The sequence below is a fragment of the Mesobacterium pallidum genome, assembly GCF_019966535.1.
GTDB lineage: Bacteria > Pseudomonadota > Alphaproteobacteria > Rhodobacterales > Rhodobacteraceae > Mesobacterium > Mesobacterium pallidum.
The window spans coordinates 339,120-365,345 of the sequence record NZ_JAIMID010000002.1; the positions used below are offsets into that span (position 1 = coordinate 339,120).

General features: G+C 75.5%; 14 protein-coding genes. 13 read left to right on the forward strand and 1 reads right to left on the reverse strand.

What is annotated here, in order from left to right; all coding sequences use genetic code 11:
* Position 1: 1 nt before the first annotated feature.
* A complete protein-coding gene (locus MF270_RS04320; protein WP_238364620.1) occupies positions 2 to 835 on the reverse strand; it encodes a GNAT family N-acetyltransferase in 834 nt (277 codons plus the stop codon).
* A gap of 602 nt (positions 836 to 1,437) precedes the next feature.
* Between MF270_RS04320 and MF270_RS04325 the strand changes: the two genes are divergently transcribed.
* The 13 genes from MF270_RS04325 to MF270_RS04385 are packed head-to-tail and all read left to right on the forward strand — an operon-like array spanning position 1,438 to position 26,206.
* Entirely contained in the window at positions 1,438 to 3,258 is a 1,821-nt protein-coding gene (locus MF270_RS04325; protein ID WP_238364621.1) for a hypothetical protein, read from the forward strand.
* Positions 3,251 to 4,465, forward strand: coding sequence for an AAA family ATPase (locus MF270_RS04330; protein ID WP_238364622.1), 1,215 nt, complete (start codon positions 3,251 to 3,253; stop codon positions 4,463 to 4,465). Before MF270_RS04325 ends, MF270_RS04330 begins: the two co-directional genes overlap by 8 nt.
* Positions 4,465 to 5,451 (forward strand): DUF58 domain-containing protein, encoded by a 987-nt coding sequence (locus tag MF270_RS04335; RefSeq protein ID WP_238364623.1) that lies wholly within the window; start codon positions 4,465 to 4,467, stop codon positions 5,449 to 5,451. The genes MF270_RS04330 and MF270_RS04335 overlap by 1 nt, the downstream gene beginning before the upstream one ends.
* A complete protein-coding gene (locus MF270_RS04340; protein ID WP_238364624.1) occupies positions 5,448 to 7,088 on the forward strand; it encodes a hypothetical protein in 1,641 nt (546 codons plus the stop codon). Before MF270_RS04335 ends, MF270_RS04340 begins: the two co-directional genes overlap by 4 nt.
* Complete coding sequence (locus MF270_RS04345) at positions 7,085 to 9,631, forward strand: vWA domain-containing protein (RefSeq protein ID WP_238364625.1); 2,547 nt, start codon at positions 7,085 to 7,087, stop codon at positions 9,629 to 9,631. Before MF270_RS04340 ends, MF270_RS04345 begins: the two co-directional genes overlap by 4 nt.
* Positions 9,628 to 10,419 (forward strand): hypothetical protein, encoded by a 792-nt coding sequence (locus tag MF270_RS04350; RefSeq protein WP_238364626.1) that lies wholly within the window; start codon positions 9,628 to 9,630, stop codon positions 10,417 to 10,419. The genes MF270_RS04345 and MF270_RS04350 overlap by 4 nt, the downstream gene beginning before the upstream one ends.
* 5 nt (positions 10,420 to 10,424) lie before the next feature.
* Positions 10,425 to 11,471 carry an AAA family ATPase gene (locus MF270_RS04355; RefSeq protein WP_238364627.1) on the forward strand — a complete coding sequence of 349 codons (1,047 nt, stop codon included), beginning with the start codon at positions 10,425 to 10,427 and terminating at the stop codon, positions 11,469 to 11,471.
* Positions 11,468 to 13,108, forward strand: coding sequence for a hypothetical protein (locus MF270_RS04360; RefSeq protein ID WP_238364628.1), 1,641 nt, complete (start codon positions 11,468 to 11,470; stop codon positions 13,106 to 13,108). The genes MF270_RS04355 and MF270_RS04360 overlap by 4 nt, the downstream gene beginning before the upstream one ends.
* A complete protein-coding gene (locus tag MF270_RS04365) occupies positions 13,098 to 15,167 on the forward strand; it encodes a hypothetical protein (protein WP_238364629.1) in 2,070 nt (689 codons plus the stop codon). Before MF270_RS04360 ends, MF270_RS04365 begins: the two co-directional genes overlap by 11 nt.
* A complete protein-coding gene (locus tag MF270_RS04370; RefSeq protein WP_238364630.1) occupies positions 15,155 to 15,811 on the forward strand; it encodes a hypothetical protein in 657 nt (218 codons plus the stop codon). Before MF270_RS04365 ends, MF270_RS04370 begins: the two co-directional genes overlap by 13 nt.
* A complete protein-coding gene (locus MF270_RS04375; protein ID WP_238364631.1) occupies positions 15,808 to 17,001 on the forward strand; it encodes a hypothetical protein in 1,194 nt (397 codons plus the stop codon). The genes MF270_RS04370 and MF270_RS04375 overlap by 4 nt, the downstream gene beginning before the upstream one ends.
* On the forward strand, positions 16,998 to 25,292 hold the full coding sequence (locus MF270_RS04380) for a peptidoglycan-binding domain-containing protein (RefSeq protein ID WP_238364632.1): 8,295 nt from the start codon (positions 16,998 to 17,000) through the stop codon (positions 25,290 to 25,292). The genes MF270_RS04375 and MF270_RS04380 overlap by 4 nt, the downstream gene beginning before the upstream one ends.
* Positions 25,292 to 26,206 (forward strand): hypothetical protein, encoded by a 915-nt coding sequence (locus tag MF270_RS04385; protein WP_238364633.1) that lies wholly within the window; start codon positions 25,292 to 25,294, stop codon positions 26,204 to 26,206. Before MF270_RS04380 ends, MF270_RS04385 begins: the two co-directional genes overlap by 1 nt.
* The last annotated feature ends 20 nt before the right edge of the window (positions 26,207 to 26,226 follow it).

Genomic DNA, 26,226 nt, shown 5'->3' on the forward strand with positions numbered 1-26,226 from the left:
TCTAGCCCAGCTCCATCGTCGCGATGGCCTGCAGGCTGGGCTGCGTCGCCGGCACCGCGCCGCGATACATCCGCGCGGTCGAGAACGGCACGGTGAACCCCTCCGCCTCCAGCGCGCGGCGCAGTTGGGTATTGGCTTCGGGCAGGTCGATGACCAGCGGCCCTTCGGGGCGCAGCAAGGCAATGTCGCGGATCAGCTCGAGCGCGGCGGCGCTGTCCGGCGCGATCACCGGCCCGATCTTGGTGCCGTTCTGGCAGGCCCGCCAAGTGGCAAAGCCCGCGATCTCTCCGCCCCGCTCAAGCACGCGGCTGTCCCGGGTGCCGCCTGCATCCCGCAGCCAGGCGGTCATGAAGGCGACACGGCCCTGCCCATTGGCCTGCGCATCCAGCGCCAGCAGCGCCGCGTCGTCGGCCGGAACCGCCGCCCGCACCGCGCCCGAGGCGCGGCCTTCAAGCCGCCCTTCGTGGCGCAGACTGGCGCCGACGCGTTTGAACCCCGAGGCGCGGTAATTCGCCTCCTGCGCCGGCACGCCGTCCAGCCCGACCGAGCGGTCCCCGGCATGGGCGAGGCCGGCGGTCCATGTGGCCATCCCGACCCCGCGCCCGCGCCAGTCCGGGTGGCAGATGTAAAGCCCTAGGAAGGCATGACGCGGGTCGTGGTTGACCACCGACACCGCCGCCACGGGCTGGCCATCCACAAGCGTGACGAAAAAGCCATCAGGATCGGCCGCGAGGAAGGCCGCGGCATCGTCCAGCCCGGGGTTCCAGCCCTCGGCCGCGGCCCATTCGATCACCTGCTCAAGCTCGGCGGCATCCCTGATCGGCCTCGTCTCCATCCTCGGTCCCCCTTGCTGCACGGCTGCGCCCAGCCTAGCCACTTTGCCGGCGCGATCAACGTCCGGCGCAGGGCCGATCCGCGCCCGGGCCGGTGCCCGTGACCGCAGTCCTTCGACCTGCGCCGTTCCCGTCACCCCTGCTGCCCATGACACATGGCCGGGACGCGCCCCCGCGCCTTAGGGCGGAGACAGTCATTCCAGGGGCAGAAACATGGTCACCATCAGGGGCCAAGTTGACAGCGGGGCGGCGGCAAGACCAGGGCGTGGGTCGTCGCCGTCCATGCCTCGGTGGTGGCAGGCGACACCCGGCTCGACCTCGGCGGCGGCGACCGCGTGACGCTGGACGGCATCACCGACCTGGCGGCGCTCGCGACGAACCCGGTGCCGTGCTGATCCGGCCGGCGCGGGGCGGACGTTCCGACCTGGCGCGCGGCTCACCGCACCGACATCCGGCACGGGACCGAGCGGCCGGGCCAGCGCCCCGGACCCGCGGTTATCCGCCCCGGCCTGCACTTCGCGATTGTCTTGCCCGCAACCTGCGATAAGCTGGCCCCCTGTCAGTGCTGCCAACTCCTTTGCCAACAAGGTCGATTTCCAACACCATGACGTTTCCAGAGGCCTCGATGTCCAGGGTGCCGGCCCGGCGGTGGATGGCCGAAACCGTCCTGGTCGCGGCCCCGGCGGTGCTGGGCTGGATCATCGCGACACGGCACGGCAGCGCGCTTGACTGGATGGCGCTTGGCGCGGGTTGCGCGCTGCTGGCCGGTCTTGGCCAGGCGGCGCTCTCTCGCCTCGGGTTTGCGCGGCTCGCCCGCCGCCAGGCCGCCTTGGACCTGCGCGGGCGCGACGACCTCTACCGTCTGTCCGCCGTCCAGGCCCGGCAGATCCGGGCCGCGACGCTGGTTCTGGCCGCCGGGAATGCCCTGGGCCTTGTTGGCATCGCGCTGGCCCGCAAGGGTCACCCCGTCGCCGCCGCGGCCACGGCCGCCGCGCTGCTGACCTTTGCCCTGCTGACCTGGCCGGTGGTGCCCGGCCCCGACCGGCGGCGGCTGGCCGTGACCGCCTTCGTGCCGGCACAGGCTTTCCCGCGCCTGGCCCCGTTCGAGGCCGCCCGCGCCGCGCGCCTCGATGCCGAGGCACAGGCGGCGATGGTCATCGCGAACCGCCCGGGCGAGGCGGGCCGGGCCGCGCGCGAGATCCTGATGTTGGGGGATCACGACAGCGCCTACTGGCCGGACCTGGCAGAGGCAGGGGGCCACGGGTTCCGCGCGCGCCTGCGGTCGCGGGCGACACTGCTCCGCTCCTGCCTCGGGCCGGCCGGGGCCTCGGCGCTGCTGGCGCTGGCGATCGCGCTGATCGGCCCCTTCCCCTACTGGCCAGCCCTCCCCGGTCCCGTGGCCGCGCTGGATTACCTCGCCGGCGGCTCCGGGCAAGACGAGACCGACACGCCCGAGCCGTCAGGCGACCAGCCCGCAGGTGCCGGCCAGGACGGCGCGCCGGAGACCGGTGGCGGCGGACCTTCCAGCCCTGGTCAGGCGCAGGGCAATCAGGGCACGGACGGCGAAGGCCAGCCCGGCGGTGCGGAAACCGGCGGCAGCAGAGCACAGGGCTCGGGGCAAGGCCAGGCGCAGAGCGATCAAGGCACAGACAGCGGCGCACAGCCCGGCGGTGCGGAAACCGGCGACAGCGGTGCGCAGGGCACCGGGCAAGGCGGGGCGCAGACCGGCCAGGGGGTCGAGGGCGCCGAACAGGCCGGGACCGGCGCAGCCGGCACGGACCAGGCGCAGCCGCAAGCCGCCGCGAAGCAAGGCGGCACCGATGCGGGCGACAGACCGGCGGCCGAAGGCGCGCCCGGCGCCACGGCGGCGGCGGCGCAAGGCGATCCGGTGACCGCCCCGCAGGGCGGCTCCGATCCCGGGGCGGGCGCGACGGAGCGCGAGGCCGTGACCTCTGCTGATCCCGCCTCTGCGCAGCCGGGCGGCCGACCGGAGCCATCCGCGCGCCAAGGCGCGGCACCCGGAGACGCCGGCCCGGGCAGCGGCCCGGGACAGCCGGCCGAGCCCCCGGCGGGCGATCCGTCCCCCGTGCCCGGGGGACCGGCCGAGGGCGCGACCGACCCGGGCGGATCGGCGCGCATCGCCACGGCAGAGCCGGGAACCCCGCCCCCGGGCACCCCCGAGGTCGAGGGCGTCTTTGTCCTGCCGGACGCCGCGAGCGTCGGGGACGATATCGACATCCGGCACGAGACCCCGGTCCTGCTGGCCAGCCCCGGCACCCTGGCCGACACGATCGAGGCCACGCCGATCACCGGCGCCGCGGCCCCCCGGGACCCCGGCGACCTCGACATGCCCCCGGTCAGGCAGAAACTGCCCGGCTGGATCGCCGACCTCATCGCCCCAGGCGCAGGAGCCCCCGATGACTGACCTCACCCGCGACGACCTGATGTTCGCCCATGACCTGCGGGCGCATGTCCGCGACGAACAGGAGATGTTCGGCATCGACGGGGTGGTCAACGCGCTGATCATCGCGCTGGTCATGCGTGGCCACGTGCTGCTCGAGGGCAATCCCGGCCTTGGCAAGACCGCCCTGGTGCGGGCCCTGGCCCAGGCACTGGGCCTCGCGGAGCCGGTCGGCAGCTGCGCCCGCAAGGCCGTCGGCCGCATCCAGTTCACGCCCGACCTGATGCCCTCGGACATCACCGGCACCAAGCTGCCGGACAACGACAACCGGCTGGTGTTCGAGCCGGGCCCGGTCTTTGCCAACCTCTTGCTCGCGGACGAGATCAACCGGGCCACGCCCAAGACGCAATCGGCCATGCTCGAGGCGATGGCCGAGTTCCAGGTCACGGTGCTGGGCCAGACCCACCCGCTGGTGCAGCGCCAGAGCCTGCGCCACGACGACCACGGCAGCCTGCTCTCCTACGAGATCGAGACGCCGTTCCTGGTGCTCGCCACCCAGAACCCGGTCGAGCAGGAGGGCACGAACCCGCTGCCCGAGGCGCAGCTGGACCGGTTCCTGATGAAGGTGCGCATGCCCTTTCCCAGCCGCGACACGCTGTCCAGGATCATCGACAAGGACGTGCGCCGGGCGGGGCGCGGCACCGCCGCCAGCCGCCCGGACCCGGTCGAGACGCTGGTGCGGCTGCACCGGCTGGGCACGGGGCTGCGGGCGCTGGCCGCGGCCGCGCCGGTGCAGGCGCATATCCTCAACATGGTCATGGCCAGCGTGGGCAAGTTCGACCAGCTCGTCGGCCTGTCCGGCCGGCGCATCGCCGCGCTGCGCGACTTCTGCCAGGCCGAGGTGGACTACCCGCTCGGCCCCCGCGCCGCGGTGGCGCTGACCTTGGCCACGACCGGCTGGGCCGCCATCCAGGTCGCGCGGGCCGAGGAACCCGAGCAGATCGTCGCCTCGACCCCCGAGGCGCTGGCCGCCGTGGTCGTGCCGACCCTGCGCCACCGGATGAAATTCGAAGGCGCGGCCTTTGCCCCCTCCACCGGCGACGCGGACGCGGACCCGCAGGACCGGCACGATGCCCGCGTGCGGGACTTTGCCCGCGCCTGCTGCCCGGACGACATGGCCAGCGCCTTCGACGCGCGACTGACCGCGGCGGCGGAGGCACCGCAACTCTGATGGCGCGCGGCCCGGCCCCCCTTCCGCTCGAGATCCCGATCCCGGCGTCGGTGCTGAACCGCCGCCGGCTGGCCCTGCGCCGCACGGTCCCGACCGAGGGCATCGGCCCGCACCGGCACCGGCGCATGGGCCAGTCGCTCGAGTTCCGCGAATTCCGCGACTACCAGCGCGGCGACGATGCGCGCATGATCGACTGGGCGGCGAGCCACCGGATGGCGCGCCGGGTCGTGCGCACCTTCGAGGCCGAGGAACGGCGCACCCTGTTCCTGCTGCTCGACTGTCGCCCGACCATGTACCTGCCCGAAGGCGCCGACAAGCTGACCATCGCCACCTGGATCGCCCAGGCCCTGGCGCTTGCCGCCCAGGCCGAGGGCGACCGGGTGATCGTCTCGACCCTCTTCGGGCCGCGCGACGGCGCGCCGATGACCCTGCGGCCCCGGCGCGGCCAGCAGGAGATGATCGCGCTGGGCCAGGCGCTGCGCGATGCCGCGCCACGGGCCGAGGCGGACTGGCAGGGCACGGGCGAGCTGGCGGTGGCCGCGATCTCGCGGCTGTTCACCCCGGCCTCGGCGGTGGTGCTGATCTCGGACGCGCTGTTCCCGATCGAGGCGCCGGGCCTTGTCGCGCTGGCACAGGCCGCCCAGCGCAGCTACCGCAGCCTGCACCTGGTCGAGCTGGACGCCTGGCCGATGGAGCGGGCGATGCTGTCCCGAGGCCCGTTCCGCCTGGGCGCGCTGGGGCGCAGCGGCGGTTCGGCGGCCCTGCGCGAGGCCAGCGCGGCGCAGCTGGCCGAGGCCGAGGCGCGCCTTGCGGCGCATCGGCACCGGCTGCGCCTGGCCTTCCGCGGGCCGGGCCTTGCCTGGCCGGACCGGCCGATCCGCTGGCCGGCGGACCCGGCCCCGGACCCCGCCGCGATCGCCGCCTGGTTCCAGGCGGCCTTCCTGTCGGCCGGCGCCTTGCCCGCGCTCTGGTCACGGGCGTCATGACCGGCTGGATCGGCCCCCTCGTCCTGCTCGCCGGCGCCGCGCTGCTGGCCTGGCACATGGTGCGACCGAACTTCCGCGACCTGCGGATCTCGGCCGCCGAGTTCCTGCCCGAGTTCGACCAGAGCCAGGCCCGCCGCAACCGTTTCCAATGGAAGCTGCCGTTGCGCAGCCTGCCGTTCCTGGCCCGCATGGTCATCCTCGGCGCGATCACCTTCGCGCTCTGGAGCCACCTTCTCCCCCCGCCGCCGACGCCGGGCGGCGCGACGCCGACCCATCTGAGGATCGTGCTCGATGGCTCGCCCTCGATGGCGCTGGGGACGCGCGCCGCCGATGCGCGCGCGGCGGTCGAGACCCTCTCGGCCACGGTGCTGGCCGCCCATCCCGGCGCCTGTTTCGACCTGGTCCATGTCGGCGCCGCCTCGGTGCTGGTGCCCGGCGCGATGGTTGCGGCCCACCTGGACCGGGCCGTCCCGGCACGGGACGGGGTCGCGGCGCAGGCGCTGCTGGCGGCGCTGGCGGGCACGGCCGCCGCGCCCGATTGCCCCGGCCCGGTCACCCATGCCGCCATCGTCAGCGACGTGCCGGCCATGCAGGTTTCCGAGACGCTCTTTGCCGGGCCGGTGGCCTGGTGGCAGGTCGGCGCCCCGCTCGAGAATGCCGCGCTCGGCGGTCTGCGCCTGGTGGGCGGTGGCCTCGCCGGCGTCGCGCCACGGATCGAGGTCTCGGCCCATGTCCACGGCGCGGGCGGCACCGCGCCGCGGCTGGCGGTCGCGCGCGGCGCCGCGCGGGCCGAGGTCACGATGCAGAGGGACCTGGCACGCGCCGGCGGCTGGCAGGCCATCCTGCCCTATCCCGGTCCCGGCCCGCTGACCGTGACCCTGCTGGATGGCGGAGCCTATTCCGGCGACGACCGCTTGCGCGCCACCCTGCCCGACCTCGGCCGCATCGCGGTGGACTGGCAGGCCCCGGACCTGCCGCGCCCCGCCGCCTTTGACGCGGGCGGCACGGCCGACCCGCTGGTGGCCCGGCTTGACGCCCTGCCCGGCGTGCCGACGGATCGCCCGGTCATCCTGTTCCATGACGGCTGGGACCAGCGCGATGCCGGGGCCGCGATCGGCGCCTTCGTGCAGGATCACCCGCTGCTCGACCTCGTGAACCTCGACGTGCTCGAGCCGCGGTTGCCGCGCGGCCTCGCGGCGCTGCCGCCGGGCTTCCAGCCCGTGCTGATGACCAGCCGCGATGGCGGCCGGGCCGTGCTTGCCGTTCGCAGCGATCCGCCTGGGGTCATCCTGCCCGCCCCCACCGCGACCGAATCCCAGGCCCGCGCGCTGGGCCTGCTGATGCTCGGCAACGCGCTGCGCCACGTCCTGTCCCCCGAGGCGAGGCCCGAGGGCCTGCCCGTCACGCGGCTGGACGCCGCCGGGGACGAGATCGCCGATCCGCTTTGGGAAAGCGACACCTTCCGCGACCTGGCGCCGCCGCCGGACCTGGCGCCGCTGACCCGCTCGGCTCCGGATCCGGCCGCGGCCGGGCGCGCGCAGCACGATGCCGGCTGGGTGCCCTGGCTGATGCTGCTGGCCGCGCTGGCCCTGCTGGCCGAGCGGGTGCTGGGCCTGGGCTGGAGGGCGCGCGCATGATCTGCGGCCTGCTCCCGCTGCTGCCGGTCCCCGGCCATGCGCTGGCCTGCCAGGCCACCGGCCTGCCCGTGCAGATGGCCCAAGGGGCCGCGCTGCTGGCGCTTCTGCTGTCGCTGGCCTGGACGCTGACCCGGGCGCAGACCCCGCTGCACCGGGGCGGCGGCCTGCTGGTCGCACTGTCCGCCCTGGCGGTGGCGCTCGCCGCCGGCGTCCCGGTCGCCACCCCGGTCGGCGGTCCGGCCACCGGCGGCCGGATCGCCGTGGTGATCGACCTCTCCGAGAGCCTGCGCCGCGCCGGCGACGCCCGGTTCGACGCGGCCCGGGACCTGCTGGCCCGCCGGATCGACGCGGGCACGCCCGACGCCGCCGACTGGGAGGGGCGGCTCTTCGGCTTTGCCGCCGGCCGGCAGGCGCTGGGCCAGGCCATGCCCGCCGACCGCCTGGCGACCGCCACCCGCGGCCTCGCGCTCAACCCGCCGGGGGCGGCCAGCGACCTTGCCGCGGGCCTGTCCGAGGCCATCGACTGGATCGCCGGGGGCCCCGGGCCGGGCGCGCTTTACCTTCTGAGCGATGGCTGGTTCACCGAGGCCGATCCGGCACCAGTCATCGCCCGCGCGGCGGGGCGCGGCCTGCCGATCCACGTGCTGGCCTACGGCGCCGAGGGCGCGGCCGAGGGGCTGATCGCTTGGGATCTCGGCCCCGAGCAACTGGTGGGCCGTCCGGCCGTGGCGCGGCTGGTCACCCGTGGCCCCGGCACGGTCTCGTGGCGCATCGACGGCATCGAAGGCGCGCCCGTGGCCCTGCCCGGCGGCCCCGGGGTCCAGCCGCTGCGGCTGCCGCTCGAGTTCCCGGCGCGCGGCTTTTCGCACCTGTCGCTGGCCCATGCGGTCGACGGCGCGCCCGGCCGCGGCGCGACCCTGTTCACGCTGGTGCGCGGCCCGGCCCGCCTGCTGGTCTACGGCGAGGGCGCCTGGGCCGAGGGGCTGCCGTCCGAACGGTTCCAGGTGACGCGTGCGGCGCCGGGGGACGACCTCTCCCTGCCCGATTTCGACATCGTCGCGCTGGACGGGCTCGCGCCCGATGTCTTCGCGCCGACCTTCCCCGAGGCGGCACTGGCCGCCGCCCAGGGCGGCACCGGCCTGCTGCTGGTCAACGGGCCGCAGCGGGGCGACGTCACCCAGCCGCAGCGCCTTGCCGATTGGGAAGAGACGGCGCTGGGGCCGATCCTGCCGGTCGACAGCGACCCCGACTACATCGTCGAGGACCCGCCGCCCCGCGTGGTGCTGATCATCATCGACACCTCGGGCTCGATGGCTGGCGGCGGCAATGACACCCGGGCCCGGCAGGCGGCGCACAGGATCCTCGAGTACCTGCGCCCGCAGGACAGCCTGACCATCCTGCCCTTCTCGGACGGGGTCGGGGCGCCGTTCCGCGCCGCCTCGCTGCCCGCGGCGCGGCTGCGCGCGGCCCATGCCTATATCGACGGGCTGGTGATCGGCGGCGGCACCAACATGCGCACCGCCATCACCGCCGCCGCCCGGCTGCGCGGCACCAACTGCGATCTCTTCGTGATCGGTGACGGCGGCTACGAAAGCGGCCAAGTGAACACCAGCCCGATCTGCCGCACAACCGCCATCGGGGTCGAAGGCACCCCGCTGCCCGGATTCGACACGCGCTGGGGGCAGCAGGTCCCGCTGGGACGCGGCCGGCAACTGGGCAACGTGCGCTTCGAGACCTTCGAACCCGAGCCGCGGCAGGAATTCTGGCGTGCCGGCCCGCTGGCCCTGCGCCCGGTCGACACGCCCGGCCCCTTCGCGGCCGGCGGTGCCGTGGGCGGCCTGGCGCTGGCCTATGCCCGCCCCGAATCCGAGGTCGTGCTGATCCCCGACATCCCGCCCCCCGACCCGGCGCTGGTGTTCCGCGAGGACCCGCGCAACCCCGCCCTGCGCAGCGGCGTCTTCATGGGCGACCTGGCGCAGACCCTGCCGGAGCCGACGCTGCTGGCGATGCTCGACCGGCTGGCCGGCTGGTCCGAGCCGGATCGCTTCGACCTGCGCCTGCGGCGCGAGCCGGGGCGCCTGGTCGCGCAGGTCGCCACGGCTGAGGGCTGGCCCCTGCCCCGCAGCCTGTCGCTGTCGCTGCGCCGCGCGGACGGGCGGGCCGTGCCCTTCGTGCTGGCCCCCGGCGCCGAGCCCGGGACCTACGCGGGCAGCGCCGCGCTTGACCTTGGGGCAACGGTGGAAAGCGCCATCCTGTCCTTGCAGACCGGCGAGGGGCGTGCACAGTTGGTCCCGATCAGACTACCTGCGCGCGAGACCGGGACGTCCCGGGGCACGGCGCGAGAAAAGGACAGCCTCGGCGTGAACTCGGACCTGCTTGCCCGAATCCTGGCACAGACCGGCGGCGTGGACCTGGCCCGGACGGCGCCCGGTCGCAGCCCCGGCCTCGCCCGGCCCGAGCCGGTCGCGACCTGGCCCGCCCTTGCGGCGCTGGCGCTCGCGCTGCTGGCGGCGGGGCTCTGGCTGGGCGGGGCGCGGCGATGACCGCGACCCGCGACCTTGCCGCCCTTGCCGCGCCCGACGTGGTGGCGACGCTCCGCCACCTCGCGCTGGACGTGCTGGCGCAGGCGCTGTCCGGCCATCCGCCGCGCATTGATGCCGGCGCGCTGGCGCCGCTGCAACCGCACCTGGCGCGCGCCGACCAGGCCGGCGCGCTGGCGCGCAGTGCCGCCCGGCGGGCGCGGGGCAACTTCGTGCTGGATCGGCCGGCGGAGTGGTCGCCCTACCAGATGTCGCTGCTGCCGGCCGAGGCGCTCGTTCCGCCACTGCGGCGGGGCATGGCCCGGCTGGTCGACCGCGTGGTCCCGCGCCCTGCGCCAACCGAGGCGCCGCACCTGCTGCCCGCGCTGGGCGCCAGCGCCTGGGCCGCGCTTGGCTTTCGCCGCGCGGTGGCGGCGCTGCTGCGCCGGGACCTGCGCCAGCGTGTCCTGCTGTCGCCGCCGCTGCCCGCCGGGCTGGTGCTGGACGACGCGATCTGGTGGCACCTGCTCGCCTCGGCCGAGGCCCCGGACGGGCTGCGCCCGGCCTGCACCGAGATCGCCGCCGCCCGTGCCGCGGCGCCCGGCTGGGCGGGGTTCTGGGACCAGGCGCTGCTGCACGACCTGCGCCGGGCGCTTGGCGCCCCGCCGGGCCCGCTCGGCACGCTGCCGCTGGTCCGCCTGGGGCCGGCGGCGCTGACAGCCGACCCGGCCACCGACCCCGTGACGACCCGCGCGCACTGGCGCGCCGAGGCCCCCGCCTGGGCGCTGCACTACCTTGAAGGACGGATCTGACACCGATGTTTGCACCTGCTGGCCTGAACACCCTTTACGAACGGCACCGCGAGACCTTTGCCATGGCCGCGGCCATCGGCGAGGCCCTGCGCGGCCGGTTCTACGACATGGACGAGGCGATCGACTGCCTGCTCATCGCCGCCCTCTCGGGCGAGGCGATGGTGATGATCGGCCCGCCCGGCACGGCCAAGTCGCGGCTGATCCGCGCCTTCTGCAACCTGATCGGCCTGCTGCCCCGGGAAACCCTGACCGGCGAGGGCGGCGACACTGCCAAGGACGACGCCTATTTCGAATACCTGCTGACCGAGTTCACCGAGCCCAGCGAGCTGTTCGGCTACATCGACATCCCCGAGCTGCAGGGCGGCCGCTACCGGCTGATGGACGACGGCATGATGCAGAAGGCCAAGATCGTCTTTCTCGACGAGGTCTTCAACGCCTCGAGCGCGATCCTCAACGCGCTGCTGACTTTCATGAACGAACGGCGCTTCCACAACCGCGGCCAGTCGATCCCGACGCCGCTCAAGCTGCTGGTCTCGGCCACCAACCACCCCCCGCGCGAGGCCGGGCTCGAGGCGGTCTACGACCGGTTCCTGCTGCGCTGCCGGATGCGCAACACGGCGCGGGTCGGGCTGGCGCAGGAGGCGTTGACCGACCTGCTGCAGGCCGCCTGGCGCGAGACCCATGCGCCCGACACCGGCGCGACCGAGGGCTGGGACCGGTTCCTCGACCTGACCGGGGACTACCGCGACGACGTCAACGCCATGACCGCCTCGGGTGCGCTGGCGATCGACCCGGCCCACCCGACGCTGCCGATCCTGACCGAACTGGTGTCGTCCATGGTCAACTCCGAGCTGTCGGACATGTCGAACCGCCGCGTGGTCAAGATGAGCGGGCTGGTGCTGTCGATGCGGATGCTGCGCGCGGCGCGCGCCGGCGAGGACGACATCGACATCCGCCCGGCCGATTTCGACGTGCTGCTGCGCTATTCGCTGGACCGCGACGATCCCTCTGCGATCGACCGGATCCGCCAGGACCTGGGGATCCCGGCATGACCGGACACGTCGCGGCCGAGCTTTTTCCCGTCACCGCGCTGGAGGACGGCGCCCTGGCCGACCCCGGCGACCGGCTGCTGTTCGATGCGCTGCAGGAGCGGCACGTGCCGGTGACGCCGCGGCTGACGCGGGCGCTGCGCCAAATGCGCGCGGCGTCCGAGCCGGCCGCGGTGCCGCCCTGGGGCCAGGCCTACGAACGGGCCGGCGCGGCCATCGGCCTGTCGGGGCGCTTCGGGCGCAGCGCGCTCTGGGCCGAGATGACCGATCAGTTCGTCGCCGTGCTGGCCGAGCCCCTGCTGCGCCAGGCCGCGGTCAACCTGGGCCGCGCGCTGGTCACCCAGCATGGCGATGCCCCGCCCCGGCCCGGCGACCGCGAAGGCGCGGCGGCGGCCTGCGCCGCGCTCGAGGCCGAGGTCGGGCGCCTGCTGTCCGTGCCCGCGGCCATGCCCGACGGCTTCTGGAGCCATGCCGGCCTCGCGCTGCTCTCGGCCGCGCGGCAGCGCACGGCAGAGAGCCGGCAGGCCCGGTCGCGCCCGACCCGGGTGCAGGCCATGCTGGCGCGGCTGGTCTACGACGTCGAACCCGAGCTGCCCGCCGGTTCCGAATGGCAGCGCCGCCAGCAGAAGGCGACGCTGACCTCGCATGTCCAGCGCGCCGGCCGCCGCCCGCGCGAGGGCGGCGTCACCGGGGTGATCCACACCCGCCGGCTGGAAGACGTGGACGCCGCGCTCAGCGCGACCTTTGCCTATCCGCCTGACCTGCTGGTGCCGCGGCTGATGGAGGAAGGCTTTCTCATCACCCACCGCCCCCCGCGCAAGAAGCCCAGGCGCGACCTGTTGCTGCTAGTGCTCAATGATGCCGGGATCGAGGACGGCCCCGCCTCGGTGGTCAAGGCCGCCTGGACCGATGCCACCCTGCGCCTGTCGATGCTGCTGAAGCAGGCGCAGATGCTGCAGACCGAGGTCGGCTGGACCGACGTGACGGCGGACGGCACGATCCCCGCCGCGCTGTCGCTCGAGGCGCTGGACCGCGACGCGCAGCTCGCGATCTCGGGCGCGGCCGCGGCGGCGGCGCTGTCCGGCGAACTGCGCCGCGGCATGGTGTCGAAATCCTCGCTGGTGCCGGCCGCCTTCTCGGCCGTGCCGCGCCAAGACGGGCGCGACCTGCCCGCCGACCAGCGCCTGCGCCGCGCCCTGCAGGAGCTGACGGCCGAATGCCAGAATGCGGCGGCCCTCGCCGCCCGGGCCGCCGCCCGCCCGGGACAAGGCGCCGCCACCGCGCCGCTGCGCGACGTCTCGGACTACGGCCTCGTGATGCTGCTGCGCATCGCCCCGCTTGCGGCGGGCGACGGCCCGGCCGCGCCGGTCCGCGACATCGACTGGCCGCGCGACCGGGCGCGGATCCTGCGCGAGACCGGGCTGCAGACCCGCGCCAGGGCCGTGCTGGGCGAGATCCTGCTGCCCCGCGCCATCGTGCCCGGCGCGCGGCTGTCGGCGGCGACCGACATCGCGCCCCAGGCGTTTCACATCGACATCCCGACCGGGGCCGAGACGCCCTCCCAGGGGCTGGCCGAGCTGATCGGCACCCTGTCGGACTGGATGATCGGCCAGGTGATGCAGGCGATCCATGCCGGCTGACACGACACCGCCCCTGCTCGAGATGTTCCGCTTTCCGCGGCTGCGCGCGGCGCAGGTGCTCGAGGTGCTGGCCCAGGTGGCCGAGGCCCATGGCGATCTCGACGCCGCCGGGCTGCGCCTCGGGCAGACCGAACCCGGCTGGTACGTGCTGTACCTGCCCGCCCGGCGCGACCGAGACCGCTCGGGCGCCGGCGCCCGGCTGCACCAGGACCTGGTGGGCGCCGTGCAGGCCGTGGCCGGGGCGGCGACGATCGGGCGCGGCAGCCAGCAGGCCGCCCCCCATGCCACCGAGGGCCTGTTCGCCCCCGGCGCCGGCGCGGTGGTCATCACCGCCGAGGCGGCCGAGCGCGCCACGGCGCCCGAGACCCCGCCCGCAGAGCTGCTGGTCGTGGCCAGCCGCACCGGCGACACCGGGGCGATCACCAGCGTCATTCGCAAGGGCCGCGACGCGCGCATCATGACCGGGGAGGCAGGCCGCGTCGCGATCCTCGTCGAGAACTCGGCCGAGAGTTACGGCACCGTCTCGGACATGCTGGGCCGCGGCGACCTGCCGCCCGACCTGGTCGCGCTCAGGCCCTGGTCGGCGGGGCGCGGCACGCTCTGGCTGCCGCTCGATCTTGGCACGCCCGCGCCCGGCACCCTGCAGGCCCTGGGCCGGATCCGCGAGGCCATGGGCGACCGCCCGCCCGGCGCGCCGCCGCCCGATGTCGCCTGCCTGCGCGCGCCGAACGGCGTCGGTTTCGAGATCCACGTCCTGCCCGCCCCGGCCGAGGCGGCCCGGGTCGCCGATGCGCTTGCCCCGGACCAGGAGCCGCTGCAGGTCTTCGACATCAGGACGCTGACCTACGTCGACGCGCCCGAGGCGGCCCGGGCCCTGTCGCAGGAGATCCTGCGCCATGCGGACCGGATCGGTTACCGCATCCGCCTGCACCCTGTACCGCCCGGCGTCGGCCGGGGCATGGACGTGGAGCCGCTGCTCGAGCAGATCGAGGACCTGCGGCTGCGCATTGCCCAGGTCAAGGCGTTGGGCGCGCCGCAGCAGCGCCTGCTGCGGTTCAGCGACGCGCAGCTGCCGGCGATGGTCGATGCCCTGCGCAGCCTGCCGCCCGAGGCGCTGCGCGACGGCTCGCTGCTCTATGCGGCCGGCCATTCCGAAGGCCGCGCCGAACCGGCGCATTTCCTGCTGTACGACGCCACCGCCCTGCACCTGCGCTTTCCGCAATCGCTCTGGCAATCGCGGACCGAGTCGCGCCCGATGTCCTACTGGCTCGAGCCTTTCGTGGCCGAGGCGCAGCTGGCCGCGCCGACCAACACCCGGGTCTTCGTGCCCGACCGGCACATGCTCTCACCCTCGCTCGCGCATTTCGGCGGCGACGTGGACGGCACGCTCAAGCTGGTGCTGGGGTCGCTCTTCGTCTCGCTGGGCGACCTGGCCAGCGACCCGGACCGGCAGCCCTACTTCGTCTTTTCGCCGCGGACGGATGACCCGGCGATCCTGGAGGTCGAGGTGGTGGATGGCGCGCTTTTCGCGCCGGTGCAGCAGCAGATCGGCTGGATGAACGACTACCTCCAGGTGCGCGGCCCCAACGTGGTTGCGCCCGAGACGCTGCAGGCGGTGGCCGAAGAGCTGTACGAGGGCGCCTTTGTCGAGGAGGTCCGCAAGGGCGTGTGCGACCAGGTCGCCGCGGCCACCCGCGACTGGGACGCGGCGCTCGACCGGGTACGGGCGGATGCGGCGGCCCTGCTGGACGCCCATGTGGACGAGCTGGAGGGCGTCACCCGCAGGATCGCCCAGGCCCATGCCTACCTGCGCGGCGCCGAGGCCGAGCTGGCCGGGCTGGAAGAGCTGATGCAGATCGCCGCCGGCGCCTTGCAGGGCCGGGCCGAGGTCGAGGCGGTGTTGCAGGGCAAGGACAAGACCATCCGCGCCGCCGCCGAGACCTTCTCCGAGGCGATGGACCACGAGCTGGCCAGGGGCACCGACCGGATCGCGGCGGCCGAACGGCGGCTGGCGACGCTGCATGCGCGGTTCGAGGAGCTGTCGAGGTGGCGCAGGTGACGACCGAGTCGACACCGGGCCGCGAGACGTCGCTGGGTGCCGCTGCCGCGCGTTTCGACGCGCTGGACCTGGCCCCGCCGGCGATCCCGGCGACACGGGGCGCGCGTTGGCGCGGGCACCGGGCCGCGCGCCAGCGCCTGATGCGACGGGTGCAGGACTGGCGCCGCGCGCTTGCGGCCTTCAAGCTGGCGCCGTCGCGGATCCTCGAAGAGGACAAGGCCGCCCGGGCGCAGATCGCCGCCGAGGTCGAGACGATCCACCAGCAGATCGAGGCGGTCGAGACGCGGCTGCGGCGCCGGATCCTGATCCTGCGGCTGCGCATCGCGCTGCCCTACCTGCTGACGGGTCTGGCCGTGGCGGCCTTGGTGGGCCTGGTCGTCTACGCCGCCATCCGGCTGCCCGAGATCCTGGAGGTCCTGCGCCCCCCCCCGGCCGATGCCGCCGGCGGGCCGCAGGCGGATGCACCGGCGCCTCCGGCGCAGGCGGCGCCGCAAACGACACCCCTGCCCCTCCCGCCGGCGTCGGGCAGCCAGCCGCCGCCGGCGCCGGCCCCATCGCCGCCCGCCACCGGCGGCGCCCCGTCACCGGGCGCGCCCGTCCCGGCCGCACCGGATGCGCCGCCATCGCCGGAGGTGCGCCCGTGACGCATGACCTGCTCGATGGCGGCGTGCCGGGCCGCTCGACCCTGCGGCGGGGCCGGCTGGACCACCGCGGCCGCCGCCGTCCCTACCTCGGGCGCTGGATCGCGGCGATCGGGGCGGGGCTGGCGATCGGGGGGCCGGTCTACCTGGTCGAGGCCCGGCTGCTGCCGATGACGGGGCCGCTGTCGCTGCTCTACACGCTGCATGACCGGGCCTGGCTGACCCTGCGCGGCCACTTGTGGACCGCGCTTTTTCCCCAGGCGCTGGCCTGGCTGATCCCGCTGGTGGTCCTGTCGGGCATCGCGCTGGTCGAATGGCTGACGCCGGCCGGCACCACCCGGCTGCATCGCCGGGCCGTGCTGCTGTGGCACCGCCTCGGCGCGCGGCCGGGCCACGCCCTGCCGCCAATTGACCCGCGGGTGCTGGCCGGTCCCGGCCCCGACGATGCCGCGCCCCGTCGCGCCGATATCCGCCATGGATTCCGGGCCCGTGTCGCCCGCAACGAGTGGCAGGGCTGCTGGCGCGCGGCGCGCCGGCGCCACCTCGACGGCGCCGAGATCGCCCCACAGGACGCCCGCAGGATGGCCGAGATGGCCGTCACCTTTCTGCGCCTGTCGCCGGCCGACCCCCGCGCGGTCCTGGCCCTGGCCGAGAGCATGGCGCTGCTGCCCGGCCCCGAGGGCGTGGCCCTCGCCCGGGCCCTGCACGACGCGCTTGTGGCCGGACGCGGGGCGCAGGACACCACCCCCCCGGCCTTCGAGCTGCTCGGGCGGCTGGCCGAGGCGATCGCGACCGACCCCGCGCCGGCGCCCGGTGACCTTGTGCGCGCCTGCACCCTGCATCAGGCGCGGATCGTGCCCGGCCAGGCCCTGCCCGACCGACTGGCCCTCGCCGCCGCCTGCATCGCGCTGGGATGGGCCGCGGGGCGTGCGCCCGGGCGCGCCGCCCCGGCGCAGCACTGGTTCGACGGCCTCGCCACGCGCCGGATCGCCGCCGCCCTGCCCGCGCCCACGGCCGAGACCCTGTCCGAGGCCGCCGAGATCGACACCGCGATGGCCCTCGTGGATATGCCGCTCTGGGCCGGCCAGGCCGAACGGGGCGCGACGCCGCGCGCGGCCGGGGGCTGGCTGGCCGGGTTCTCGCGCTACCCGGACGGGGCCGAGATCTTTGCCGCCGAGGGCAGGCTGCCATGACCCACCCCTGGACCGCCGCCCGCGACGCCGCCGAACGCCGCCGCGCGATGCGCGACCGCAGGGCGCTGAAGGACGCCCGCCTGCGCGACCGGCTGGACCTGCCGCTGGCCGCGCTGGTGGCGATCGGGCTGGGCACCACCGTCGCGGCGGGCTGGCTGCTGGCCGGCTACCTCGACCGCAACGCGGTGCTCGACCCCGCGATCCTGCGCCCGCTGCCCGATGACCGCATCCTGTCGAACCTGCGGGACAGCCGCGCGCCCTTTGTTGCCGCGACCAACCTCGGGGACAGCGATGCCGTGCTGCTGCGCGCCGACGGGCGGGTGGCCGTGCTCGACCCGCGCACCGGGCTGATCGCGGACGATGCGCTGCCGCCGGAGGGTGCGGGCCTGTCCACGCCGCCGGTCGCCATGGCGGCCAGCTGCCCGGGCCTGCCCGATGAGGCCGCGGCCTGCAGCGATCCGGGGGCCCTGTCGGTCCTGTCCGAGGCCGGCGGCATCCTGCGCGCCGAGCAGCGGATCGGCGGGCTGTCCTGGCGCGTGCTGCTGGACGATTCCGCCTGGATCGGCCAGGCCGGCACGCCGGTCGAGCAGGCCGAGGTCACCGCCTGGGCCGCCACCGGAGACGGCGGCAGCACGGTGGTGCTGGCCGGGGCGCAGGGGCTCGGGATCCATGACAGCCGCACCGGCCGCTGGCAGGTTCCGCCCGGCCAGTCGGCCCTGCTGGCCGCAGTCGAGGCCGGGCCGGTGCGGCTGGTGCCGGACGGACCGCGCAGCTGGATCATCAGCGCCCGCGGCTACGGGCTGGTCGAACGCGGCCAGCTGTCCTGGTCGGCCGACACCGACCTTGCCGTGCAGGACCTTGCCATTGCGCCGGACGGGCGCCGGCTGGCCATCGTCGCGGGGCCCTGCGCGCCCGGTGACCAGCCCGGCTGCCTGACCCTGTCGCGCCTCGACGGGATAGACCAGCTGGTGCGCCTCGTGGGGGATCGCGACCGCTTTGCCGACCTCGACCAGGCCAGCCTGTCCCATGCGATGATGCAGGACGGGCAGATCGTCACCACCGGCGCCGCCGGCGTGCATGCCTATGACCCCGAGGGCCGCAGTTGGCGCCAGCTGGTGGCCGGCCGGATCGACAGCGCCTTCGCGGCGGCGGACGGGCAGTTGCTGGTCGCATCGGCCGGTACGGTCAGCCTGGTCCGGGGGGCCGAGGTCAGCTGGAGCGCGCAGGTCGACGGCGGCCCCTTCCGCCAGGTGCTGCTCGCCGGCGCGATGCGGCTGGGCCTGGGGCAGGACGGCGCCATCCGCAACCTCGCCAGCAACACCGCCATCGCCGAGCCGCAGGAACCGCTGCCCCCCGGCGCGCGATTCGAGACCGGCGCCGCGCTGGGCCCCCTGGTGCTGATGGCCGGTCCCGAGGGCGCTCTGCTGCACGACGTGGAGGAGCGGCGCTTCAACTGGCTGACCCCGCAGGAGCTGGCCGGCGCGCGCCCGCTGATGCGCCCGGGTGTCCGCCTGTTCGGGATCGGCACCGGCTTTGCGCTTGTCGACCCGGCCAGCGGCCAGCTGCATGCGGTCGAGATCACCGGGGATTGGCCGGGCCAGGCCATCGCCACCGCCGAGACCGAAACGCGCCTGCCCGCGCCGCTGCGCTCGGTCACGTCCGACGGGCGCCGGCTGGCCCTGGTCGATGCCACGGGGCGCGCCTGGCACTACCTGCGCGGCGCCGAGCCGCGCCCGCGCATCGGCAACGCCATGCCTGCGATGTCGGGGCCGCTGCGCTTCGCGGCGGGCAACGGCGATGTGCTGTTCCTCGCCTCTCCCACGGCCCTGGCCCGCTATGGCACCGCCGACCGCGGCTGGTCGCAGGCGGTGCCGCCGCCGGCCGGCACCCGGTTCACCGACCTCGGCTTCAACGGCCGGGCCGTCTTTGCGGTCACGGATCGCGGCAGCGTCGCGGCGCTGCGCGACACCGGCTGGGCCGAGGTGCTGGGCGGGCCCGGTGCCGAGATCGGCGCAGCCGAGCTGAGCGACGCCGCCGGCTCCGGCCGCCAAGTCCTGTTCGCCGGCGCCGGCAAGCTGCAGGCCTACGACACAGTCGCCGGGCGGTTCACACGGCGCTACGAGGGCGGCGCGGGGGCGGTCCGCATCGTTGCCCCGCCCGATGGCCCGCGCGCGGGCGGAGCGCCGGTCTGGACCAGCGCGGGCCGCTTGTTCCACGGCAGCGAGTTGGTCACCGACAGCCTGCGCGATGCCTGGGCCACCGGCGACGGCTTTCTCGCCGAGCGGCGCGGCGGCGCGCATGGCAGCCACGCGGTCCATTACCCCGAGCCGGGCGCGGTGCCGACCTGCACCTTCCTGTCGGCCCCGGCGCCGGGCGGCACGGTGCTTGACGCGATCGCGCTGGACAGCGACCGCGTGCTGGTCGCCACGACCGCGGGCTACGGCATCCACGATGCCCGGTTCCGGCGCTGGATCGAGGTCGCGTTGCCCGCCCTGCGGGCCGGGGAACGCCTGGTCCTTGCCGGCGGCGCGCTGGTCGCCCTGTCCCCGACCGGGGTCCGCGCCCTGCCCGGCCAGGCCTTGGCGCCGATCGACAGCTGCGCCCCGCCGCGCCTGTCGCTGGGCTGGACCTTTACGCAGTCCGGCCGCGCCGCGGCGCTGGATCCGACCACTGGGGCGATTGCGCTGCTGGCCGATGACGGGGCGATTTCCGAATGGCAATCCGGCACGGTCACGCGCCTGCGCGCCGCGCCGGGCGCCGCGCCCGATCCCAGCCTGTTCCTTGCCGCCGCGACCCAGGGCAACGCGCTGCTCTTTGCCACGCGGGACGCGGTCTGGCGCTACGACACCTATGGCCGCAACTGGACCCGCGCGGCCTTTGACCGGACGCTGACGGGCGTCGCCTCGGTCTCTTTCGCCGAGGTGACGCCGGGCAGCGCGACGCTGTCGATCTGGACTCGCGCCGGCCAAAGCTACCGCGGCGTGCTGGCCGCCCCCGCCGAACGGGTCGAGCTCACCGAGCTTGGCCCGCCGGAGCTGCCCGGGATGCCCCTGCCCGCCGCCACGGTGACCGACCTGTCGGCCAGGGACGGCACATGGGCGCTTGGCTCGGGCGACCGCATCGCCCTGGGCCGGGCGACCGACGCGCGCCTGTCCACCATCCTGACCCTGACCGAGGGCGAGGCCGCGACCCCCTACACCTGGGCCGACAGCCTTGTCCTGGTCGCCGGCCCGGCCGCGCGCCCGACCGCGCTGACCATCCTGCCCCCCGGCCCTGCGCCAGGCGGCGGCGGTGGCGAAAGCGGCCGCATCGGCTTTGTCTACCGGCCCGGAGACGACCGTGGCCACGGCCTGTCGACCGACGGCCGCCGCCTCTGGCGCATCGCCGCGAATGGCCGCCTGCTTGAATGCGCGATCCGCGCGGGGGGCCGGTCGGACACCGGCTGCGCCGAGATCCTGGCCGCCCCCCTCGCGCTGTCCCGGGACGACATCACCACCGCCTGGCGGCACGAGTCGACCCAGTACATCGGCATCGGAACGGACCTGTTCACGATCGACGACAGCTGGCGCCGGCTGACACCCGTCGCAGGGCCTGTGGTCGCTGACGGGGCCCGCGTCCTCACCCAGCGCGGCGTCTCGCTGCTGCTCGAGCGGCCGGGCGGCACGCTCTGGCGCATCTCGGGCAGCCGGGCCGAGCCGGTGGCGCGGGACCTGCGCCAGCTGCGGGCCGAGGGCGAGGCGGTCGTCCTCGATACCGGGGGTACGGTGACGCTGCTGGACCCCTCCGGCACCCTGCGCCAGCCCGACTGGCCCGAGGGCAGCCGCGCCCGCAGCTACGACTGGCAGACCGGCGCCTTCTCGGCGCTCTCGCCGGAGGGGCTGGTGGTCGATCTTGCCGGCGCGGCGCGCAGCCCGCTGCCCGTCCCCGCGCCGGACAGCGTCGTGGCCGTGCTGGGCGGGCGGGGCGGCGTGGTCTACGTCCAGCGCCGCACCGGCGTCGTGCAGCGGCTCGAGCCCGGAACCTGCGAGACCGGCGTGCACCCCGGCGCCAGCCGGCCCTGCCTGGCCGATGCCGGGACGCTGCCCGTCGCGGACCGCGGGCTGGGGCGGCTGACCGGCCTCGCGGCGACCACGGTCGGGCCGCTTCTGGTCTTCGAGCGCGGCAGCCTGCAGCTTGACCGCGAAGGCCGGCCTGAGGTCGATCCGCGGCCCGCCACGCCGGTGCTCGACGCGGGCCGCGGCAACGCCATGCTCAACACCAGCGATTTCCGGGCCGCGATCCGAAACCTGCACGGCCGGGACGAGCTGGCCCCGGCAGTGATCGAGTCCAGCACGCTGCGACGGCGGCAGGGGGACGAGGTGCTGGCGCGGCCGATGCGGCCCTGGGAGGCGCTCGACCTCGGCTGGATGAAATGGGACCGCGCGGCCGGGGCCTTTGTCTTTTCGGGCCCGTCGGGGCCAGTATCGGTGCCGCCCGCCGCGGCCATCGTCGACGGCCGGCTGCTGCCCGCACGGCCCGGCCGCGCGCTGCCCCTGCCGGGGCTGCCGGGCCAGCCCGGACAAGGGGGCTTTGCCTGGCGCACCCCCGAGGCACTGTGGCATCACCTGCCGGGCGCCCCCGGCCCGACGCTGGTCACGCGCGATCCGCGGCCGGCGCCGGTCGCCCAGCAGGGCCTGCGGTTTCTCTTTCCCGGCACCGATGCGCAGCTGGCAGACAGCGGCGCGCCCACGGACGGCACCGGCGCCCAGCGCCTGTCGCTTGGCGCGCTGACTGTCGCGGCCGACGCCCGGACGCAGGCGGTCACCGCGACCCTCTCCCGGACCGGCGGCGCGCCTCTGCCCGCCTTTGCCGCGCGCGGCTTCCTGCATGACGACCGGCGCGGACTGGGTCATGTCGGCACCGCCCTGGTGACCGTCACCCCCGTGGGGCTGGTGCCGGCCACGGGGCAGTTGACCGGGGTCGAGGCGCTGCCCGGCGGGCAGGTCCCGCAGCGGCTGGTGACCCAGGGCGGGCTTCATGCCGAGATGCCCGGCGGCAGCTGGCTGACCCGGCAGGGACCTGGGACCTGGGCCGCCGCAGCCTCGCCCCTGGTGCCGCGCCGGCTGGGCACGATCGGCGCGCGCGACTGGACGGTCACGGCCGGCGGGCTCGAGATCACCTCGGCCGAGCCCTGGCGCGCGGTGCGCGACGGGCTGACCTTTGCCAGCGACCGGCTCCTGTCGATGGCGGGCGCACCGGGCCAGGTGGTCGTGGTCACGGCGCTGGGCACCCACGTGGCGTCCGGCGGCGCGGGGCTGACCCGGCTGGGTGCGCCCCAAGCCCCGGTCCCGGCGCTGCCGCTGGTCGCCCATGCCGCCCGGCCGGGCCAGGAGGCCATCTACGAGGGCAGCGGGGCACGCCGCGAATGGACCGGGGCCAATGGCTGGCGCCCGGTCACCGGGGCTCCGCCCTGGGTGCAGCGCCGCGCCGCGGAGACGCCCCTGATGCGGATCGACCTGGCCAGCGGCGCGCTGCAGGCCAGCCGCGCGGTCACCGGCATGACCGGCGCCACCCGATGGGTCGATTTCACCTGGTCGCGGGGCGACCGCTTTCCCTTCGACATCGCCCGGGTCATAGCGGCCGAGGCCGACGCGCTCTGGATCGGCACCGGGATGGGGCTGCGGCGGTTCGGCGCCGATGGCAGCCCGCGAGGCGATCTCTTCGACCTCGCGCCCGGCTCGGCGGGCGGCGGCCGGCCCGCGGCGGTCACCCGGCTTGGGCGCCCCGACAGCGCCCCGGACCGGCTGCTGGCCCTGTCACGGGCCGGCGATTGCGCCGCGCTGACCGGTGGCGGGCTTTCGGCCGCCTGTCCCGCAGGCGAGACGCTGGACCGGCGCTTCGTTCTGGCCGCGCCCCTGTGGTCCTGGGTGCAGACCGACGGCGGGCCGATCGGCACCTACCCGGTCCGCGACCAGGGCAGCCCCGGCACCCGTCCCGTCCGGATGACCGCGTCCGGTCGCTGGGCCCATGACGACCTGGCCGCCTGGGCCGAATGCGCACCGGGGCACAGCGAGCTTTGGCAGGAGGGCGACATCCTGCGCCAGGACGGCGTGAGCCTCGTGCTGCCCGCCGGCAGCCGCGACCTGCATTGCCAGCCGGCCGAGGCCGAGCTGGGCGGGGGCCTGCAACTCGAGAGCGGGCTTTACGTCACCGGCGCGCAACCGCTGGCCTCGGGGCCCGGCGGCCGGCTGCAGCCGGTGCCGGGCGACCGGATCGCGGCGCTCGAAGACCGGGCCCGCGGCCGCCTGGCCCTGGACGCCGGCCGCCTGCGGCTGCGCCTCGGCCGCGCCGAGGGCGCCTGGGAGCATCGCACCGCCGCGGACGCCTGGCGCGCGCTGGACTGGTCCGAGGGCCTGCCCGCGCTTGACCGGACGCGCGGCATCGCGGCGCTGGGGGACCGGTTGGTGCGGGTGACACCGGCGGGGCTGGTGACGCAGGACATCCGCGCCTCGGGCCTCGGGGTCGACCCTCGGACCTACCTGCCGGGCGTCGCCGACAGCTTCGATGGTCTCGCCGGCTGCCAGCCCGCGCGGATCGAGATCGCGGACGGCCGGCAGCACGCGGTGCCGGCCCGCGCGCAGGACCGGCTGTCGATCCTGTGCCGCGACGGCGTCAGCTACATGGGCGAGCCCGGCGCGCGCGACATCGGCGCCTTGCAGCCGGCGCCGGCCGATGCCTTTGCCACGCGGCGGCTGATCGACGCCGGGGGCTGGGTCTGGACGCTGGACCAGCCGGACCCGGCCGGTCCCCCCGTGGTTGGCGCCAGCTTCCGGGGCGAGCCGATGCCGGTCACCGCCGGGCGCCTGCCCATCGACAGCTTCGCGTCGCTGGCCGCGCCCTTTGCCGGCCGGGTCGACCTGGTGACGGCCGATGGCTGGCGCAGCTACGCGGGCGGCCTCGCCCTTGCCGACGGCGCGCGCCCCGGGGGCGACCGGGCGGCCCGGGCCGTCACCGCCGTGACCGCCGACCGGGCGACGGCCGAGGATGGCACGTCCTCCGCCGTGCTGTGCACCGCGGCGCCGGGCGGCGCGATCCTGCGCTCGGCGCAGGCCGCGCTGCGGCGCGTCGAGGCCTGCGCGCAGTGGCAGGGCCAGGCCGGCGTCTGGCACTACCGTGCCCCGCTGGACGGTGCCGCGATCGCCACCGGGCAGGCCGCCAACGGCCCGCTCATGGCGCGCGCCATCGGCGGCGGGCGGTTCCTTGACCTCGTGGCCATCGGTCTGCCCCGCGCCGCCGGGGACCGGCTGGTCATTCCCACCGGGCGTGGCACCCTGACCATGCGCCGGGACGGCAGCATCGAGGCCTATCACCAGTTCGACGACCCGCGGGGCGCCTACCTGTCCGAGGACGGCACCGCCATCGCCATCACCGGCGCCGGCCGCCTGCCGCTGGACCCGGCGCTGGCGCCGCTCGCCGACTGCACCGCCCTTGGCGACCTGCTGGCCGTGGGCGATGTCCGCCTGCCCGAGGTCGAGCTGCGCGACGGTCTGCTCCATGCCCGGGTCCATGCGCCCGGCACGCCGCTGCCCGGCGCGGTGACGCTGGATTGCGACGGCGCGCGGATCGAGCACCAGCGCCGCGACATGGACGTGGCCGGGCGCGCCCGCTACCAGGCCCAACTGCGACCGCTGGACCAGTCGACCGGGCTGCTGCGGCTGCAGGCGACGACCGACGCGCGGCTGCTGCTGACCGATGGCCGCGGGCGCGCGACGCCGCTGCGCGCCGCCGAGACGCCGGGCACCCTGCTTGCCCTGCTGCCCGCGGCGGACGGACGGACCATGCTGGTCGTCTACGACACCGAGGTGTACCAGCTCGACGTGGATGCGGCGCTCAGCCAGCTGGCCGAGACCAGGCCCGTCCCCGCCCCGCCGCCCGCACCCGCTCCCCCGGCCGCCGGGACCGAGCCGCCATCGGCACCGCCACCGCCTTCCCCCGCGCCCGGCGCGCCGCCGGCCCCCGGCGCGGCAGAGGCCCCCGCGAACCCGGCGGTCGCGGTCACCCCGCCGACCAGTCCCGCGCCCCGGCCGGACCCGTCGGGCAACCCGCTGCCCTTCGACACGCTCAGCAGGGACGAGATCACCCGGGTTCAGACGGCGCTCCAGGCCCGGGGGTTCTACCGACTGCGCATCGACGGCCTGCATGGCCCCGGCACCGACCGCGCCGTCAGGGCCTTCCAGGCGGCGATCGGCGCCGACCAGACCGGCGTCCTGACCATCGGCCAACGCAACACCCTGCTGGCGAGCGCCCCGTGATGCCCGAGCTTCTGTGCGACCTTCTGCTGCCCGCCAACGGCGTCATCCGCTTCCGGCATCCGCGCCGCAAGGTGACGACCTCGGACCGCGAGGATGCGGTGTCGGCCTTCGGGCCGCTGACCTGCCCGCCCCGGTTCTGGTTCCAGGCCGCGGACACCTTTGATGTCGGGCAGAACGCCTGGGTGGATGCGCTGGGCAAGCCTCGCAAGGGCGCGCCATCGCAACGCCACGTGGCGGCGCTGGTCGCGCGCTGCACCGAGGTGAATGCCGCCGTCGCCGGGCTGACCGACCTGCAGGCCCGCGTGCCCGCGGCCCCGCGCCGGTTCCTGCCTGCCTCGGGGCCCGCCATGCCGGCGCGCGGCGTCGACCGGCAGAGCTGGCGGCGCGACTACGGGCCCTGGCTCGCACAATGGACCGAGACGGTCGCCCGGCACAGGGTGACCGAGGACTCGCCCGCCTGGTCGGCGCGCGAGAGGCGGTTCCGCGCGGCGGTTGATCTCGTGGCCGGGCTGCCCCGCCCCGCGGATGTGCGCATGGCGCTGCTTGCCTCTTCGACCGGCTACGAGGTCCGGATCACCGTGCCCCGGTCCTTCTGGAGCCCCGGCCTTGCCCTCGGCACGGACAAAGGCCAGGTCGATATCGACCTGCGCCAGACCGTGCCCGCCAGGGACCACGGCCCGGCCCTGGCCAGGACGCATGTCGCGGCGCTGATCGTCGCCCTTGGCCAGTACGAAAGGGACCCCGCGACCATGTTGACCGGAGAGCTGGGCGTCGCGGATGGCGCCGAGGTGAAGATCGCGGGCAGTTTCCAAACCGAACCCGATGCCTGGGCGGCCTTGGTCCCGACCGTCGCCAAGGCCCCGACGACGCTGCTGGGTGGTCTTCCCGGGATGGAATTCGACCTGCATTTCTGACGCGCCACCGGGAAGCGGTT